We start from the raw sequence: 17,257 nt of genomic DNA, 5'->3' as shown, positions 1-17,257 counted from the left end.
GGACGAGGAGGTCGCAGCCGCGCGCCACCTCGACCAGCAGCGGATCGGGGGCGGTGTCGCCGGAAACGGTGACGCAGGCCCCCGCATGATCGATGCGATAGCCGACGGCCGGTTCGACGGGGCCGTGGTTCACGCGGAATGCGGTGATGCGCACGTCGCCGTCGTCCAGCAGAACGGTGCGGCCCGCGCCTGCGACAAAGGGCCGGGCGGCAAGGCCGAAGCCGCCGGGCGGGGCTATTCCGGCGCCGTGGTGGGCGGTTCGATAGCCGGCGTCTGCTGCATAGGCACTGTTGAACCCGACGGCGACTTCGGCGACGCCGGTCGGCCCGTGCAGCGGCAGCGGCGTTCGCGCGCCTTCCTGCACCCAGCGCTGCAGCGCCAGCGCGCCCAGCCCGTCGATATGATCTGAATGGAAATGCGTGAGGAGGACGCGTTCGATGCGGCCGGCTGGAAAGCCCATCTGTTGCAGGTTGCGGGCAGCGCCTTCACCGGCATCGATCAGGATCATCCGCCGCCCGGCAATGATCAGGGTGCAAGGCCCGGCGCGTTCCGGGTCGGGGAGCGGGCTGCCGGTGCCGCAGAAGCCGACGTGCAGCCCGGCCGGAAGCGTGGAAAGCCGGTCGGCTGCCATCGCGCGGGTGGCCGCCTGCCGATAGAGCATCAGCGCGATCGGCCCGCGAAACAGCAGCAGCCCGCCCGCCATTGCAACGAGGATTGCCGCCAGCAACAGCCACCGCCGCCGGTTCATGCGCCGCCCCCTGCAATGGCCGCCAGATCCTGCTCGACTGCCCAGAGCCGGTCCTGCCCCCAATGGGCCGGCAGGTCGCCGACACGGAACGCCGGCACCCCCCACATGCCAAGCGCCAGCAGTTCCTGCCGGTTGGCTTCGGCCATGGCGCGCCAGCCGTCGTCGGCGAGGGCGGCGGCGATGTCGGCCGAGGTGATGCCGGCCCGCGCCGCCAGCATGGCCAGTCCGCGCGCTGCGGCTGCGTCGATGCCTTCGGCAAACACGCCTTGCAGAAAGCTCTCGGCGAAGGCCGGGCCACGGCCCTGCCGGATCGCATGATGAAGGACGGCCATGCCGCGCTCGACTCCCGGGCCGACAGGATCGCGGATGCGCCCGAAGGGAAGCCCCAGCCGGTCGGCTTCGCGGCGTGCATCCAGCACGATGGCGATGCGCTTCACGCGCGGCACCGGCAGCCCGCGCATCACCATCGGCAGAACCGGCCGCAGCACCAGGCGCGCGTTCCAGCGTTCGGCAAGGCGGCGCACACGGGAGGCGGCAAGCCAGGTATAGGGAGAGCGCAGGCTGAGGAAGAAATGCAGTTCGGCGCCCTGCGCATCGCCCGAAAGCGCCCCTGCCTCTTGCTGGCGGACGACGGCCTCAGGCGCGCCGAGCCGCGCTTCGAGGTGCGGCAGGCGGTCGAGGCCCCAATAGCATTCGCCTTCGAAGGCGAAGCTTGCCGGCAGATAATGGCCCGCGCGCAGAAGTGCCGAGGCGCCCGCTGCAAGTGCGGCCGTAGGATCGATGCCGGGGCCGCCGGGCGTGCCGCCCGACCAGAGCGTCTGGCCGATCTCGGCAGCGGCGGTGGCAAAGCCCGCCGTTGTCGGTGGCGAAAGCGCTGCCGCAAGCGCGCGCTCGGCGGCGGCGATTGCGCTGGCGGCGGGTGGCGACGCATTTGCCGGGAAGGCAAGGCCATGGGTTGCAGCAAGGCGCCGGGCATCGCGGAGCGCCCATGCCGTCAGTCGTTCGGCGTCGGGCGCCAGTTCAGGTGGTGGCGGCGGCACCAGATGCGGCACGATCCCGACGGCCAGATGCTGCCCAAGGGCCGGAAGCAACTGCACGCACAAGTGGGAATAAGGGTCTGCGGCGCTGTGGAAATAGTGGAGGACTGGCGCTTTGCCCCGCAGTTTTCGCGGCAGCGCGTTGATCGCGCGCCGCAGATCGCGCAGCCCCCGGCTGGTGAGGAGGCGCGTGGCTAACGGCTCAGCGGCGGCCATCGCGGGTTTTTGTCGCCAAAGGCTGGAACATCGCTCCCTCTGGATGCCACTATTGGCACTTTAAGGGTCAATAGTGGCATCCACGCCGGATTGCGTCAAGATGCGCTTATGTCCGAGTCCACGCCAGTAGCAGATTTGCGGCCCGAGCCGGACGGCCGCCGGCGGCGCGCGCAGGACAGCCGCCGCCGCATCCTGGAGGCGATGATTGCGCTGTTGCAGGACGGTAATCTTGCCCCGGCGGCCGAGGCGGTTGCCGAACGCGCCGGTGTCGGGCGGCGCACCGTTTTCCGGCTGTTTTCCGACATGGACGGCATCTATCGCGGCATCCACCAGATCATGGCCGCCCACATCGAGCCAGTGCGCAGCATCCCGCTTGCCGGAAACACGCCCGCCGAACTTGTGCATTCGCTGATCGACCGGCGGACGAAGTTCTTCGAGGAAGTGGTGTGGATTTCCGCCGGGGCGGCGCTGCACCGCCATTCCTCGGCCTTGTTGCAGGCCCAGCATGCGATGCTGCAATCCGAATTGCGCAACGTGATGGTGGCGCTGCTGTCAGACGGGCAGCGGGCCGATTCCGCGCTGGTCGAGGCGCTGGACGCAGTGCTGAGCATCGACATGTGGAAGCGGCTGCGGATCGAGCAGAAGCTGGGCGCCGACGCCGCGACCGCGTTGCTGCACCGTATGGCGGCGGGCCTGCTGCGCGCCTGATTCGCAGGCTTCTCTTTGCGGTTTGCGCTGGCGGGCCTATGTCCGCTTCATGCAAAGCCTGATCTACAGCCAACTCGACCCGTCCGACGCCGAGCGCCTGACGCGCGAAGCACTTGCGGGGATGGAGGATGGCGAACTGTTCCTGCAACTGGCGTCGTCGGAAAGTTTCGCCTTCGATGACGGCCGCCTGAAAAGCGCGACCTTCGACCAGAGCCGTGGCTTTGGTCTGCGCGGGGTGGTGGGCGAAGTAAGCGCCTATGCCCATGCGAACGAAATATCGGCCGAAGCGATCCGCCGTGCGGCGCAGACGCTGGAAGTGGTGCGCACAGGCGGCACCACGCCCGCACCTTCGCCGATCGGCACCAACCGGCGGCTCTATACCGACGCCGACCCGCTTTCCGCCGTGCCGTTCGCCGCCAAGGTGGAGCTGCTGGCCAGGATCGACGCCGCCGCGCGGGCGCGTGATCCGCGCGTGGCGCAGGTGAGCGCCAGCCTTTCGGCAAGCTGGAGCCATGTCGAGATCCTGCGCGCCGACGGCCAGCGGCTGACCGATGTTCGCCCGCTGGTGCGGCTGAACGTCGGCATCGTTGCCGAACAGGGCGGGCGGCGCGAATCCGGAAGCTGGGGCTTTGGCGGCCGCGAACTTTATGACCGCCTGTTCGACCCCGAGGGCTGGGAGCGGGCGATCGATCTGGCGCTTGAACAGGCGCTGGTGAACCTGACCAGCATCGCCGCGCCCGCCGGCGAAATGCCGGTGGTGCTGGGGCCGGGCTGGCCGGGGATATTGCTGCACGAAGCAGTCGGCCATGGCCTTGAAGGCGATTTCAATCGCAAGGGCAGTTCGGCCTTTTCCGGCAAGGTAGGGCAGAAGGTCGCCTCGCCAGGGGTGACTGTGATCGACGACGGCTCGCTGAACAGCCGGCGCGGTTCGCTCAGCATCGACGACGAGGGAACGCCGACCGCACGCACTGTGCTGATCGAGGACGGCATCCTGAAGGGCTATATGCAGGACCGGATGAACGCGCGGCTGATGGGCGTGGCGCCGACCGGCAATGGCCGCCGCGAAAGCTTCCGCCACCCGCCGATGCCGCGCATGACCAACACCTTCATGGCGGCCGGCAGCGAAGACCCGGAGGAAATCCTGCGCGGCGTGAAAAAGGGCATATACGCCAAAAGCTTCGGCGGCGGGCAGGTGGATATCGTGTCCGGCAAGTTCGTGTTTTCCTGCACCGAGGCCTATCTGATCGAGAACGGCAGGCTTGGCGCACCGGTGCGCGGGGCGACGCTGATCGGCAACGGACCCGAAGTGATGCGCAGGATCGCCGCCATCGGCAACGATCTGGCGCTGGACGAGGGTGTCGGCACCTGCGGCAAGGCAGGGCAGTCGGTGCCCGCAGGCGTCGGGCAGCCGACGCTGCTGGTCGAGGGGCTGACGGTCGGCGGCACCGCCGCCTGACCGTTCAGCGCCGGTCGCCGATCAGATGCTTGCCTGCGACGGGGTGTTGACGCCCATCGATTGCAGGTAGCGGCGGATGTTGCGCGCTGCCTGCCGCAGGCGCTGTTCGTTTTCCACCATCGCGATGCGGACGAACCCCTCGCCTTCCTCGCCATAGCCGACGCCCGGCGCGACTGCGACACCGGCCTGCGTGAGCAACTGCTTCGAGAATTCGAGCGACCCGAGATGTTGCAGCGCAGGCGGCAGCGGCGCCCATGCGAACATCGACGCGCGCGGGCTGGGGATCGTCCAGCCGGCGCGGCCGAAGCTTTCCACCAGCACGTCGCGGCGCTTGTGATAAAGCTGGCGGTTCTGTTCGACGATGTCCTGCGGGCCATTCAGCGCGGCACAGGCGGCGGCCTGAATCGGGGTGAAGGCGCCATAATCCAGATAGCTTTTCACCCGCGTCATGGCGGCGATCAGCTTGCGGTTGCCGACGGCAAAGCCGACGCGCCACCCGGCCATCGAATAGGTTTTGGACAGCGACGTGAACTCGATCGCGACGTCTTTCGCGCCCTTTACCTGCAGGATCGAAGGCGTCGGCATGCCGTCGAAATAGAGCTCGGAATAGGCGAGGTCCGAGAGGATCCACACCTGATTTTCCCTGGCCCACGCGACCAGCCGTTCGTAGAAGGGCAGCTCGACGGTTTCCGCCGTCGGGTTCGAGGGGTAGTTCACCACCAGCACCGAAGGGCGCGGCACGGTGAACTTCATCGCCCGGTCGAGGCTTTCGAAATATTCGTCGTCGGGCGTCGTCGGCACGGCGCGGATCGTCGCACCGGCGATGATGAAACCGAAGGTGTGGATGGGATAGCTGGGGTTCGGGGCCAGCACCACGTCTCCGGGTGCGGTGATCGCGGTTGCGAGGCTTGCCAGCCCTTCCTTCGAACCCATGGTGACGACGACTTCCGAGTCGGGATCGAGCTCTACGCCGAACCGGCGCTGGTAATAGTTGGCCTGCGCGCGGCGAAGGCCGGGGATGCCCTTCGAGGCGGAATAGCCGTGCGCGTCGGGCTTGGCGGCCACTTCGCACAGCTTCTGGATGACGTGCGGCGGCGGCGGCAGATCGGGGTTGCCCATGCCGAGGTCGATGATGTCTTCGCCGCGGGCGCGGGCCTGTGCACGCATGTCGTTCACCTCGGCGATGACATAGGGGGGCAGGCGGCGGATGCGGTAGAATTCCTCGGTCATCGGTTCATCCATGAAGGCTAGAGGTGGGCGGAATGTCGTATGGGGAGGGAAATTGCAATGCGGGCACAGAAAAGGCGGGCCGGAGTTCCACCGGTGCCCGCCTCCCCATTCAACCGTTCTGCACGATCGCCCGGGGTGCTGGCCCCGGGGAACCGGGTCAGCCCTTCTTGGCGGCCGCTGCGCGTTCGCGCTTCACGTCGGATTTCTGGATGCAGCGGTCCTTCACCTTGGCCGAGCAGAACGGAAGCTGGGCGTCGGCGGGCGCAGGTGCGGCGGGTGCCTGGGCACTGGCGGAAACTGCGAATGCAAGGCCCGCTGCTGCGATGATGCCGGTGGTGAACTTGCTCATCATGATGCTCTCCCCTTGCGGCGCTGACACGGGCAGCGCCGGCGCCCGACGATAGCGCAACCCGGTGGCCTTCGCCAAGATGCCATGAATACAGGCGAAAGAGCCGCCAAACCGCTTGCGAAGAACGCCATCCGGGGCCAATCTGCCGTGGGAGGCAAGAGCCATGAGCACACAGGCGGACGAAGGCGCAGCGGGCAGGGATGCAGTCGAGGCGTTCGAGCGCCTGACCGAGGTGACGGGCCGCGCCCAGCAGATGATGATGGAATTCTGGACCACCGAGGGGATGAAGCAGCCCCAGGGCCCGGAAGAGACAGCGGGCGCGGTGCAGCAATGGACCGACATGTGGGCCGAGTGGACGCGGGCCTTTGCCTCGGTCGACAGCGGCAAGATGGCGCAACTGACCCAGGATTACTGGACCGACGCCATGAAGCTGTGGGCGGGCCTGCTGTCGGGGCGCAAGGAAGACATTCCGGCCTCGGCCTCGGGGCGCGACAAGCGGTTTCAGGGCGAGGCCTGGGATGCTTCGCCGGTCTATGATCTGGTGCGGCGGAGCTATCTGCTGGCCAGCCACTATATCGGCCGTGGCGTCGGCGCGTTTCAGGGCATTTCCGACGAGGAGCGCCGCAAGCTGGCGTTTCAGGCGAAGCAGTTCGTCGATGCCATGAGCCCGGCCAATTTCGCCGCCCTGAACCCCGAAGTGCTGGCGGAAGCAAAGGCAACGAACGGCGAAAGCCTGCTGAACGGCCTGTCGAACATGCTCGACGATCTGAAGCGCGGCCAACTGACCATGACCGACGAGGACGCCTTCGAAGTGGGCGTGAACGTTGCCGCGACACCGGGCAAGGTGATTTTCGAAGGGCCGCTGTTCCAGTTGATCCACTATGCGCCGACGACGGAACAGGTGTTCGATGTGCCGCTGCTGATCTTTCCGCCGTGGATCAACAAATTCTATATTCTTGATCTTACTGCCGAAAAAAGCTTCATACGCTGGGCGGTGGAGCAGGGCCTCTCGGTGTTCGTGGTTTCCTGGGCGCAAGGGTCGGCGGAACTTGCCGATACCGGAATCGAAAATTACGCGATCGACGGCGAACTGAAGGCGATCGATCTGGTGCTGGAAGCAACGGGTGCGCCAGCCACCCATGTGATCGGCTATTGCGTGGCGGGAACCGTGCTGGCGGCAACGCTTGCCTACATGCACACGACGGAACAGGCCGAAAAGGTGCGCAGCGCTACCTTTTTCACTGCACAGGTGGACTTCACCGAAGCGGGCGATCTGCTGAACTTCATCAACGAACAGACGCTGGACGCAGTCGCCAAGGCGACCGAGGAACAGGGCTATCTGGATGGCCGCTATCTGGCGAGCGGATTCAATTTCCTGCGCCCGACCGACCTGCTGTGGAATTACGTGGTGAACAACTATCTGAAGGGAAAGGAATATACCCCTTTCGACCTGCTCTACTGGAATTCCGACCCGACCAATGTGCCGGGCCGCTTCATGCGGGAATATCTGCCCTGGCTTTATCGCGACAACCTGCTGGCGACGCCCGGCGGCATCAGCGTGAAGGGCGTTCCCGTCGACCTGAAGCTGGTGAAGACGCCAACCTATATCCAGGCCGGCCGTGACGACCATATCGCGCCGCGCCAGAGCTGCTTCAAGCTGACCCATGCCTTCAGCGGCGAAATGCGCTTCATGCTGGCGGGTTCGGGGCACATTGCGGGCGTCGTCAATCCGCCGTCCATGCACAAATACCAGTATTGGACGCTGCCCGAAGGGGTGGCGCTGCCGGCAACGCTGCCCGAATTCGAAAAGCACGCCATTGAAACCAAGGGGAGCTGGTGGCCCGACTGGATCGAATGGATCGCGCCGCGTTCCGGCAAGAAGGTGAAGGCGCGCGTGCCCGGCAAGGCCAAGGGCTTTGCCGCGATCGAGGACGCGCCGGGCCGGTATGTGAAAGCCCGGATCGCGTGACATGGCGTCGCCCGACGATCTGCGTGCGGCGGCGCTCGTCTGTGTCGGGGCGGTGGAGCAACCGCATTTCGGCGCCCCGGCGTTCCGCGTCGGCGGGCGCATCTTTGCACAGATCGCAGTGAGGGACTGGCAGGCGGGCGGCCCGTTTCGCGCCATCCTGAAGCCGGGCGAAGACCGGCGGATGCTGCTGTGCGAAGCCGAACCGGCGATTTTCAGCCCCTGCGTCTGGGGCAGAAGCGTAAGCCTGTTCGTCGCGCTTGACAGCATCGACGCCGGGTGGCTTCGCGAGCTGGTGCACGAAAGCTGGCTTCAAATCGCACCGTCGCGTCTGCGCGCATGAGCGGACCGATCCTGTTTCTCGATTCCGGCGTCGGCGGGTTGTCGGTGCTGCGCGAAGTGGCCGCGCGGGTGCCGCTGGCGCCGCTGGTTTACTGCGCCGATTCGGCGGGATTTCCCTATGGCACCAAAACCGAGGCGGAAGTGACGGCGCGGGTGGCGGGCCTGCTGGGCCGGCTGACCGAGCGCCTTCGTCCGTCGCTCGTCGTCATTGCCTGCAACACCGCCTCGACCATTGCGCTGGGGCATGTGCGGCCGGTGCTGGATGTGCCGGTGGTTGGCACGGTGCCGGCGATCAAGCCCGCTGCCGAACAAAGCCGGACGCGGGTGATCGGCGTGCTGGGCACCGAGGCGACGGTGCGTCAGCCCTATGTGGCGGATCTTTCCGCGCGCTTTGCCGCCGACTGCCGGGTGTTGACGCATGGGTCGGCGGCGCTGGTGCGGGCGGCCGAAGCCAAGCTGCGCGGCGAGCCGGTCGATCCGGCGACGATCCGCGCCGCTCTCGATGGCTTGCTGACGCAGCCCGGCGGCGACGAAATGGATAGCGTGGTGTTGGCCTGCACCCATTTCCCTCTGGTCGAACAGGAGCTGGCAGCCGTTGCGCCGCGCGCGCTGCGGTTCGTGCACGGCGCCGAAGGTATTGCGCGGCGCTGCGCCCATCTGCTGCGCGACGTGCAGTGGGAAGCGCCGCGCCCGTCCGGCCGCGCGATTTTCACCGGCGGCGCCGAAGCTGTTGCATCGCTGGTGCCGGCGCTGCACAGCTTCGGCCTTGCCGACATCGGGGGGTTGTGATGGCTGTCGACGACGAGGAACTGCTGCAACGGATGCGCGCCAAACGCGCACCGACGACCGCGCTTCTGGGCCTGGAGCTTGAGGCGGTGAACCAGCAGCACGGGACGACGCGGCTGAAAATGCTGGCGAAGCCGGAATTCTGCAATCCGATGGGAAACCTGCAGGGCGGCATCATCACCACCGCACTGGACGATGCAGCGGCAACCGCCATCATCGTTCGATCGGGCAGGCGTGTCGGCGTGCCGACGATCGAGTTCAAGGTAAGCTTCTTCGGCCCGGCGCTGGTGGGCGGCACCTTTTTCTTCGAAGGCCGGGTGCTGAAGCTTGGCCGCACCGTCAGCTTTGCCGAGGCCGACATGCTGGATGGCGATGGCAAGCTGTTGGCGCGGCTGACGACCAGTTGCATGGTGGTCGACCAGACGGGGCCGGGGATGTTCGCCGGCCAGAGCGGAGAGGTGAAAGCACAATGACCGACGACATCAGGACCGACGACATCCTGTTCGCAAGGCATGGCCGCCTCGGCCTCGTCACGCTCAATCGCCCGCAGGCGCTGAACGCGCTCGACCATGGCATGTGCGTTGCGCTGCACCGCAAACTGATGGACTGGGCGATCGACGACGATGTGCAGGCGGTGGCGATCGAAGGGGCCGGTGGCCGCGCCTTCTGCGCCGGTGGCGACGTGGTGGGGATGCACGCTGCCGGGCGCGCGGGCGGCGACGGCTGGCGCACCTTCTTCCACGACGAATATCGCATGAATCAGGCGATCGCCCATTTCCCCAAACCCTATGTGGCGCTGGTCGATGGCATCAGCATGGGGGGCGGCGTCGGCATTTCGGTGCATGCGCCCTATCGGGTGGCGACGGAAAAAACCCTGTTCGCCATGCCGGAAACCGCGATCGGCCTGATCCCCGATGTTGGCGGCACCCATGCCCTGCCGCGCTTTCCCGGCGAATTCGGCACATGGGCGGGCCTGACCGGCGCACGGGTGAAGGGCGGCGACTGCGTGGCGATCGGCTATTGCACCCACTATACCCCGTCGGCCGAACTGCCGATGCTGAAGGAGCGGCTGGCGCACAGCCACGAGAGCATCGAGGAAGTGCTGGCGACCTTCGATACCGATCCGGGTGCGCTTTCGCTGCCCGCCCTGCGCGACGGCATCGACTATCTGTTCGGGCAGGACGAGGTGGAGGACATCCTGTCACTGCTGGACGACGGCGACGACTGGGCGCGCGAACAGGCGCGCATCATCCGCACCATGAGCCCGACTTCGCTGAAGCTGACGCTGCACGGCCTGCGCGCCGGCGCCCGCGCCACCATCGAGCAGGCGCTGGGGCTGGAATACCGCATGGTGATGGCGATTCGCGATGGCCATGATTTCTATGAAGGGGTGCGCGCGCAACTGATCGACAAGGACCGGGCGCCGATCTGGAGTCCGGCGCGGCTGGAAGACGTGGACATCACGCCCTATCTGCTGCGGCCGGAAACCGGCGACCTGACCTTCAGTTGACCCCTATTCCGGCCGGTTTTCCGCAGGCGCCGCCACACCGAGCGCCTTGAAGACGCGCTTCAGGAACCGTTCCTGGTCCCAGGCCGTGCGGTCGGGCTGGAAGCCAAGCCGGACGATGACGGTGCGTGTCGCGGGGACGATCGTCACATATTGGCCGGCAAAGCCCGCCAGTTCGATCGTCTGCGCCTTTTCGCCGGGGTGGCCGCCGCGAAACCATGTCTGGGTGCTGTAGCGCCCGGCTGACAGGGCGGTCGGAGTCGACATGCGCTGCACCCATTCCGCGGGCACCACCTGCTGCCCCAGATAGTTGCCGCCATCCGCCAGCATCAGCCCGAACCGCGCCCAGTCGAGCGCGCTCATGAACAGGAAGGTCGAGCCGACGAAATCACCCTCGGCGTCCTGCTCGAAGCGGGCCGAGCGCAGCCCCATCGGGCCGAACAGGGCGTTCTGCGGAAACTGGTTCCATTGCTGCTGGTCGAGGCCGGATTTCAACCGCGCAACGCGCATCAGAATGTTGGTCTCGCCGCTGGAATAATACCATTGCGTGCCGGGCGCATCGCGCAGCGGTTTGGCGGCGGCGAACAGCGCAGCCGAGTTTTCCGCATAGAGCATGCGCGCCGGGTCTCCGTCCGGGCCGTAGTCCTCGGTGAAGCCCAGTCCGGATTCCATGTTCAGCAGATTGTCGATGCTGATCCGGCGGCGCTGGTCGTCGGGCAATTGGCGCCATTGCGGCAGCAGGTCGGTGTCGGACGGAGAAAGTTTGCCCGCCCCGGCCAGAATGCCGACCAGCGCGCCCGACACGGTTTTCGACATCGACGCCGAATATTGCGGCATCAGGCTGGTGAAACCATGCGCGTTGAATGCGCGCAGCAACCGGCCCTGATGCACGATCACGACCGACCGCGTGACCGGATCGACCGCCGGATCGCCATAGCTGCCGGCGCGGAAGGCATCCCTGATGGCGCTGTCGAGTGCTTGCCCGTCGACGCCCGCAGGCAGGCTGGCGGCCTGCACGTCGCCCTGCGGCCACGGGCGCGGGTCGCGTGTCAGGCGCACCGGCTTTCCGGCGCCTTCGCCCGGCCGTTCGATCGCGCAGCCAAGCCCCGGTGTGTGGCCGGCACTCATGAAGGGGATGCCGCCAAGCCCCGCCGATACTTCGCCGGCGCGGCGGTCGATGTCGGCGCCGAACAGCGACAGGCTCTTGTCGAGGGACGGGCCGAGTTCGAAGGCGCGGACGTCTTCCTCGGTGCGGCCCTGCAGGAAGATCGCGGTACAAAGCGTGCGGGCCACCAGCCCGGCTGCGACCGGTGCTGACTTGACGGTTTTGACCGCCGGCTCGCAGCCGCTGACCAGCGGGGCGAGCAACAGCAGAGCGATCGGGGCAAGTGCAATGTTCCAGCGCATCGTTGGCGAAGCTAGCTGCTGGCGGCCGACGGCGCCAGTGCCGATCCGAGTGACACAGGCCGCCGGGGGCGGCGATCCGATTGACACAGGCCGCCGGGGGCGGCCATGCGCTTTGGCAAACGAAAGGTGGATGACCATGGCGGACAGGCCAATGATCGGCGACTGGGAAAAGCTGGCGGCAAAAGAGGTCAAGGGCAGGGATCTGACCTGGCATACGCCCGAAGGCATCGCGGTGAAGCCGCTCTATACCGCCGAGGATGTGAAGGCGGATCCCGATCTGCCGGGTTTTGCCCCGTTCACGCGCGGCGTGCGCGCCAGCATGTATGCCGGCCGCCCGTGGACCATCCGCCAATATGCCGGGTTTTCCACCGCCGAGGAATCCAACGCCTTTTACCGGCGCAATCTGGCGGCCGGGCAGAAGGGGCTGTCGGTCGCCTTCGATCTGGCAACCCATCGCGGCTACGACAGCGACCATCCGCGCGTCGTCGGCGATGTGGGCAAGGCGGGCGTTGCGATCGATTCGGTCGAGGATATGAAAATCCTGTTCGACGGCATCCCGCTCGATCAGATGTCGGTTTCCATGACGATGAACGGTGCGGTGATCCCGATCCTTGCGTTCTTCATCGTCGCCGGAGAGGAGCAGGGCGTCGACCGGAAGCTGCTGGACGGGACCATCCAGAACGATATCCTGAAGGAGTTCATGGTCCGCAACACCTATATCTACCCGCCCGAACCGTCGATGCGGATCATTTCCGACATCTTCGGCTACACCAGCCGCGAGATGCCGAAGTTCAATTCCATTTCGATTTCCGGCTATCACATGCAGGAAGCCGGCGCGACGCAGGTGCAGGAACTGGCCTTCACCATTGCCGACGGCGCCGAATATGTGCGCTATGGCGTGGCGTCGGGCCTGGATATCGACATGTTCGCCGGGCGGCTGTCGTTCTTCTTTGCGATCGGCATGAATTTTTTCATGGAAGTGGCGAAGCTGCGCGCCGCGCGCGTGCTGTGGCACCGGGTGATGACGCGGCTGGGTGCAAAGGACGAACGCTCGAAGATGCTGCGCACCCACTGCCAGACATCCGGCGTGTCGCTGACCGAGCAGGACCCTTATAACAACGTCATCCGCACCACGGTCGAGGCGATGGCGGCGATGCTGGGCGGCACCCAGAGCCTGCATACCAATGCGCTGGATGAAGCGATCGCGCTGCCGACCGACTTTTCCGCCCGCATCGCCCGCAACACCCAGATCGTGTTGCAGGAAGAAACCGGCATGACGAAAGTCGTCGATCCGCTGGGCGGAAGCTATTATGTCGAGGCGCTGACCGCCGAACTGGTGGACCGCGCCTGGGAAATCATCGAGCGGGTGGAATCCGAAGGCGGGATGGCAAAGGCGGTTGCCGCCGGCTGGCCCAAGGCGATGATCGAGGAAGCGGCGGCTGCGCGGCAGGCGCGTGTCGACCGGGGCGACGATGTGATCGTCGGCGTCAATAAATATCGCCTTGCCAGCGAAGATCTGCTGGAAACGCTGGAAGTCGATAACAGCAAGGTCCGCGACGCGCAGATCGCGCGCATCAACAAGGTGAAGGCCGGCCGCGACGAAGCCCGCTGCCGGGCGGCGCTCGATGCGCTGCGCCGGGGGGCGGGCGCACCGGCCAGCATCGAAAACAACCTGCTGGCGCTGGCGGTGGAAGCCGCGCGCGCACGGGCGACGCTTGGCGAAATCTCGTCGGCGATGGAGGAAAGCTTCGATCGCTACGGCACCGTGCCGACGCCGGTGAAGGGCGTCTATGCCGCGCCCTACGAAAAGGACAGCCGCTGGCAGCAGGTGCTGGCCGGGGTCGCCGCCGTCGAGCGGCGGCTGGGGCGCAAGCCTAAGCTCTTGATTGCCAAGATGGGGCAGGATGGCCACGACCGTGGCGCCAATGTGGTGGCTTCGGCCTTCGGAGACATGGGCTTCGACGTGATTTCCGGGCCGTTGTTTCAGACGCCCGAGGAAACCGTGGTGCTGGCTCTGCAATCGGGCGTCGACATGGTGGGCGCATCGTCGCTTGCGGCAGGCCACAAGACGCTGATTCCCGAACTGATCCGCGGGTTGAAGGCCGCCGGCCGGCAGGACGTGAAGGTGGTGGCGGGCGGGGTGATCCCGCCGCAGGACTATGACTTCTTGCGTGAAGCAGGCGTGCAGGGCATCTATGGCCCCGGCACCAACGTGGTGGAATGCGCCGCCGACGTGTTGCGCCTGTTGGGCCATAACATGCCGCCGGCAGGTGCCGAAAGCGAAGCCGGCGGGTGATTGCTTCCGGCACGGGCGGCGGGGCCGTTGCACGAAGGACGCGCCGAGCGGCAAAAATGCGGCGCGCTGCCCTCTGCCCTAGGATTCGGCGCCGCTATTGCCTATTCTGTTGGCTGACTGACTGAACTGTCGAGGAGAGACGACCATAAGACCGCCGATGATGAGGCGCCCGATCGGGCCGGCCCCGCAACCACTGAACGGCCCGCGTTACAATGAATGGATCACCGTGCCGAAGGTGCGCGTGATCGACGAGAATGGCGAAAACCTCGGGGTGATGTTCACCCGCGAAGCGCGCGCCATGGCGCAGGAAGTCGGCCTCGATCTGGTGGAAGTCAGCCCGAACGCCGATCCGCCGGTGTGCAAGATCCTTGATGTCGGCCGCTTCAAATACGAGACCCAGAAGAAGGCCGCCGCCGCCCGCAAGACGCAAAAGGTGCAGGAGATCAAGGAGATCAAGATGCGCCCGAACATCGATGACCATGATTACGAGGTCAAGATGAAGGCGGTGAAGAAGTTCATCGAGGAAGGCGACAAGGTAAAGCTGACGCTGCGCTTCCGTGGCCGCGAACTGGCGCACGGCCAGCTTGGCCTGAAGCTGCTGGAGCGCGTGCGCGACGACAGCATCGACTACGCCAAGGTCGAGCAACTGCCGCGCATGGAAGGTCGGCAGATGCTGATGATCATGGCGCCCAAGCCGGTCTGACCGGCGCCCAGGTTTCACGGATATTCAGGCGCCCTGCCCCAGCCGAAAGCCGGGGCAGGGCGCCTGAATCGTTTCCGGCTCAGGCCTTTTTCAGGTGCCTGCGGCCCAGAAGCTCGGCGATCTGCACTGCGTTCAGCGCCGCGCCCTTGCGCAGATTATCTGAAACGCACCACAGGTTCAGGCCGTTCTCGACCGTCGGGTCGCGGCGTACGCGGCTGACGAAGGTGGCGAAATCGCCCACGCATTCGACCGGGGTGACGTAACCGCCGTCCTCGCGCTTGTCGACCAGCATCACGCCGGGCGCTTCGCGCAGCAGACTTTGCGCCCGCGCCACGCTGATCGGGCGCTCGCACTCGATCGAGACGGCTTCGGAATGGCCTACGAACACCGGCACGCGAACGCAGGTCGCAGTCACCTTGATGTCGGGAGACAGGATCTTGTTGGTTTCGGCGGCCATTTTCCATTCTTCCTTGGTGTAGCCGTCATAGCCGCTGTCCGGCCCGAGGAAGACGTCGATGTGCGGGATCACGTTGAAGGCGATCTGCTTGGTGAATTTGGCCTGCTGCTTTTCGTCGCCGACGAAGATGGCGCGGGTCTGGTTGAACAGCTCGTCCATGCCTGCCTTGCCGGCGCCCGAAACCGACTGATAGGTCGAAACCACGACGCGGCGGATGCCGGCTTCGTCGTGCAGCGGCTTCAGCGCCACCACCAGTTGCGCGGTAGAGCAATTGGGGTTGGCGATGATGTTGCGCTTCCTGTAGCCGTCGATGGCGTCGGGGTTCACTTCCGGCACGATCAGCGGCACATCGGCGTCCATCCGATAGAGCGAGCTGTTGTCGATGACGACGCAGCCTGCTTCGGCTGCGCGCGGGGCGTGGATCTTCGTCGGGCCGGAACCGGCGGCGAACAGCGCAATATCCCAGCCGGCAAAATCGAAATGCTCGATCGACTGGACTTTCAGGGTCTTGCCGTTTTCGCCGAAATCGATGATGTCGCCCTGCGAGCGCGGGCTCGCGACGGCGGCGATGTCTGCCAGCGGGAATTCCCGCTCGGCGAGGATGTTCAGCATTTCGCGCCCGACATTGCCGGTGGCGCCGACGACGACTACCCGATAACCCACGTTCCAGACTCCGGTTGGGCCGCCTGCTTCATGGCGGCGGCGCAGGGGGATTGGCGCAGTCGCGCGCATCCGTCAATGTGGCGGGCGAAACGTGCGGCGTTGGAGGCCGCCCGAACCGGGGGGAGTGAAGACCCATGCCTGACCCTGCGCTGCATGATTCGAATGCCGCCTTGAACGAATTGCTGGAGGGGCGCTGGTGGCTGATCGCCCTGCGCGGAATATGCGGGCTGATCTTCGGGATCATCTGCCTTGCAAGCCCCGCAGTTGCGGCGTTTTCGCTGCTGTTGCTGTTCGGTATCTGGTCGCTGGTGGATGGCGCGATCGCGCTTGGCGCCAGCGTCGGCAAGGCGCGGCGCGGCGAACGCTGGGGGTGGCTGGCGGTCGAGGCCATTGCCTCGGTGGTGATCGGCGTGCTGGTGCTGGTGTGGCCGACGGTCAGCTTCGTGGTGTTGCTGCTGGTGATCGGAATCAAGGCGGCGCTTTCGGGCCTGCTGCTGCTGATGGCGTCCATCCGCCTCGACGGAGAACATGGCCAGGGCCTGCTGGTGCTGGCCGGGCTGGTGAACCTGGGTTTTGCCGCGCTGGTGTTTCTGGCGCCGGTTCTGGGCGTCAAGGTGATCGTCTGGTGGATCGGCCTCTGGTCGATGCTGTTCGGGGTGGCGCTGCTGGCGCTGGCGCTGAAACTGCGGGCGGCGCGCACCCGCAACCGTTAGGCCGGGGGCGCGTTACCCGGCCCGTCGGCGCCCGCACCACCAAGGCCGGGGGAATAATGCACCAGTTGCTTCACCAGCGTCTGCGCGACGACGGTCAGCGGCACCGCCAGAATCACCCCCATCGGCCCCAGCAGGATCCCGGCGGCGATCAACGAAAAGATCGTCAGCACCGGCGGCAGTTCGGCCATGCTCGACTGGATCAGCGGCGTGACGATGTTGCCCTGAATCTGCTGCACGGCGACGATGGCGATGATTGTCCAGACGCCGGTTTCGGTGCCCATCGAGAAGCCGATCAGGATGGCCGGTAGCGCGACCACGATCGCGCCAAGATACGGCACGAATTCGCAAAGCGCGGCGACAAGGCCGATCGCGGGCGCCGCCGGAATGCCCACCAGCGACAGCGCGACGCCGGTGAAGATGCCGACGAACAGCATCGACAGCGCCTGCGCCTTCAGCCAGGCCGACAGCGCATCGGCGATTGCGCCGACCGCTTCGACGGTCTTGCGGCGGCCGCGCGGCGGGATGAGGTTCAGGATGCCTTCGCCGTAAAGGCGCGGTTGCGCCGCCAGATAGATGCCGCCCACCACCACGACGACGAGACTGGTGGCGACGGTGCCGAGGCTGCTGAACACGCTTTGCAGCATCGCGACGACGCGGCCGCCTTCGGGCATGT

At 66.2% G+C, this 17,257-nt stretch carries 17 protein-coding genes; 10 read left to right on the top strand and 7 right to left on the bottom strand.

Annotated elements, in window-relative coordinates; genetic code table 11:
* Positions 1–748 (bottom strand): MBL fold metallo-hydrolase (locus tag AC16JP_RS03910; RefSeq protein WP_484339292.1); only part of this gene is annotated, 748 nt, incomplete at its 3' end.
* Positions 745–2,001, bottom strand: a complete 1,257-nt coding sequence (locus tag AC16JP_RS03905; protein WP_484339291.1) for a DsbA family protein — start codon at positions 1,999–2,001, stop codon at positions 745–747. The genes AC16JP_RS03905 and AC16JP_RS03910, both read right to left, overlap by 4 nt.
* A gap of 108 nt (positions 2,002–2,109) precedes the next feature.
* On the opposite strand from AC16JP_RS03905, the gene AC16JP_RS03900 reads away from it, so the two are divergent.
* Positions 2,110–2,709, top strand: a complete 600-nt coding sequence (locus AC16JP_RS03900; RefSeq protein ID WP_484339290.1) for a TetR/AcrR family transcriptional regulator — start codon at positions 2,110–2,112, stop codon at positions 2,707–2,709.
* A 49-nt stretch (positions 2,710–2,758) separates the two neighbouring features.
* Positions 2,759–4,165: a metalloprotease TldD gene (tldD, locus tag AC16JP_RS03895; RefSeq protein WP_484339289.1), complete on the top strand. Its 1,407-nt coding sequence runs from the start codon at positions 2,759–2,761 to the stop codon at positions 4,163–4,165.
* 21 nt (positions 4,166–4,186) lie between these two features.
* On the opposite strand, the gene AC16JP_RS03890 is transcribed toward tldD, so the two are convergent.
* Complete coding sequence (locus tag AC16JP_RS03890) at positions 4,187–5,395, bottom strand: LL-diaminopimelate aminotransferase (protein WP_484339288.1); 1,209 nt, start codon at positions 5,393–5,395, stop codon at positions 4,187–4,189.
* A 157-nt stretch (positions 5,396–5,552) separates the two neighbouring features.
* A complete protein-coding gene (locus AC16JP_RS03885; protein ID WP_484339287.1) occupies positions 5,553–5,747 on the bottom strand; it encodes a hypothetical protein in 195 nt (64 codons plus the stop codon).
* A 160-nt stretch (positions 5,748–5,907) separates the two neighbouring features.
* Here AC16JP_RS03885 and AC16JP_RS03880 point away from each other — a divergent pair, with 160 nt between their 5' ends.
* From AC16JP_RS03880 to AC16JP_RS03860, 5 genes are read left to right on the top strand one after another with little or no spacing between them, the layout of a single operon-like run.
* On the top strand, positions 5,908–7,713 hold the full coding sequence (locus AC16JP_RS03880; RefSeq protein WP_484339286.1) for a PHA/PHB synthase family protein: 1,806 nt from the start codon (positions 5,908–5,910) through the stop codon (positions 7,711–7,713).
* A gap of 1 nt (position 7,714) precedes the next feature.
* Positions 7,715–8,053: an MmcQ/YjbR family DNA-binding protein gene (locus AC16JP_RS03875; RefSeq protein WP_484339285.1), complete on the top strand. Its 339-nt coding sequence runs from the start codon at positions 7,715–7,717 to the stop codon at positions 8,051–8,053.
* A complete protein-coding gene (gene murI, locus AC16JP_RS03870) occupies positions 8,050–8,841 on the top strand; it encodes a glutamate racemase (protein ID WP_484339284.1) in 792 nt (263 codons plus the stop codon). The genes AC16JP_RS03875 and murI overlap by 4 nt, the downstream gene beginning before the upstream one ends.
* A complete protein-coding gene (locus AC16JP_RS03865) occupies positions 8,841–9,311 on the top strand; it encodes a PaaI family thioesterase (RefSeq protein WP_484339283.1) in 471 nt (156 codons plus the stop codon). Before murI ends, AC16JP_RS03865 begins: the two co-directional genes overlap by 1 nt.
* Positions 9,308–10,348, top strand: a complete 1,041-nt coding sequence (locus tag AC16JP_RS03860; protein WP_484339282.1) for an enoyl-CoA hydratase/isomerase family protein — start codon at positions 9,308–9,310, stop codon at positions 10,346–10,348. Before AC16JP_RS03865 ends, AC16JP_RS03860 begins: the two co-directional genes overlap by 4 nt.
* Before the next feature lie 3 nt (positions 10,349–10,351).
* Here the strand turns inward: AC16JP_RS03860 and AC16JP_RS03855 are convergent, their stop codons facing one another.
* The gene (locus tag AC16JP_RS03855; RefSeq protein WP_484339281.1) at positions 10,352–11,752 is read right to left on the bottom strand and encodes a serine hydrolase domain-containing protein; all 1,401 of its coding nucleotides are present in this window, start codon (positions 11,750–11,752) and stop codon (positions 10,352–10,354) included.
* A gap of 136 nt (positions 11,753–11,888) precedes the next feature.
* Between AC16JP_RS03855 and scpA the strand changes: the two genes are divergently transcribed.
* The gene (scpA, locus tag AC16JP_RS03850; protein WP_484339280.1) at positions 11,889–14,048 is read left to right on the top strand and encodes a methylmalonyl-CoA mutase; all 2,160 of its coding nucleotides are present in this window, start codon (positions 11,889–11,891) and stop codon (positions 14,046–14,048) included.
* A 157-nt stretch (positions 14,049–14,205) separates the two neighbouring features.
* Positions 14,206–14,751 carry a translation initiation factor IF-3 gene (gene infC, locus AC16JP_RS03845; protein WP_484339279.1) on the top strand — a complete coding sequence of 182 codons (546 nt, stop codon included), beginning with the start codon at positions 14,206–14,208 and terminating at the stop codon, positions 14,749–14,751.
* A gap of 79 nt (positions 14,752–14,830) precedes the next feature.
* Here infC and AC16JP_RS03840 read toward each other — a convergent pair whose 3' ends face one another.
* On the bottom strand, positions 14,831–15,871 hold the full coding sequence (locus AC16JP_RS03840) for an aspartate-semialdehyde dehydrogenase (protein WP_484339278.1): 1,041 nt from the start codon (positions 15,869–15,871) through the stop codon (positions 14,831–14,833).
* Between the two features lie 134 nt (positions 15,872–16,005).
* Between AC16JP_RS03840 and AC16JP_RS03835 the strand changes: the two genes are divergently transcribed.
* Positions 16,006–16,584, top strand: coding sequence for an HdeD family acid-resistance protein (locus tag AC16JP_RS03835; RefSeq protein WP_484339277.1), 579 nt, complete (start codon positions 16,006–16,008; stop codon positions 16,582–16,584).
* Here the strand turns inward: AC16JP_RS03835 and AC16JP_RS03830 are convergent.
* The coding region (locus AC16JP_RS03830; RefSeq protein WP_484339276.1) for an AI-2E family transporter at positions 16,581–17,257 on the bottom strand (677 nt) is incomplete at its 5' end. The two genes, AC16JP_RS03835 and AC16JP_RS03830, sit on opposite strands and share 4 nt — an antisense overlap.

Source organism: Sandaracinobacteroides sp. (genome assembly GCF_057137845.1).
The sequence above is the reverse complement of the archived record's forward strand: the minus strand, read 5'-3'. Positions and strand labels throughout refer to the sequence as shown.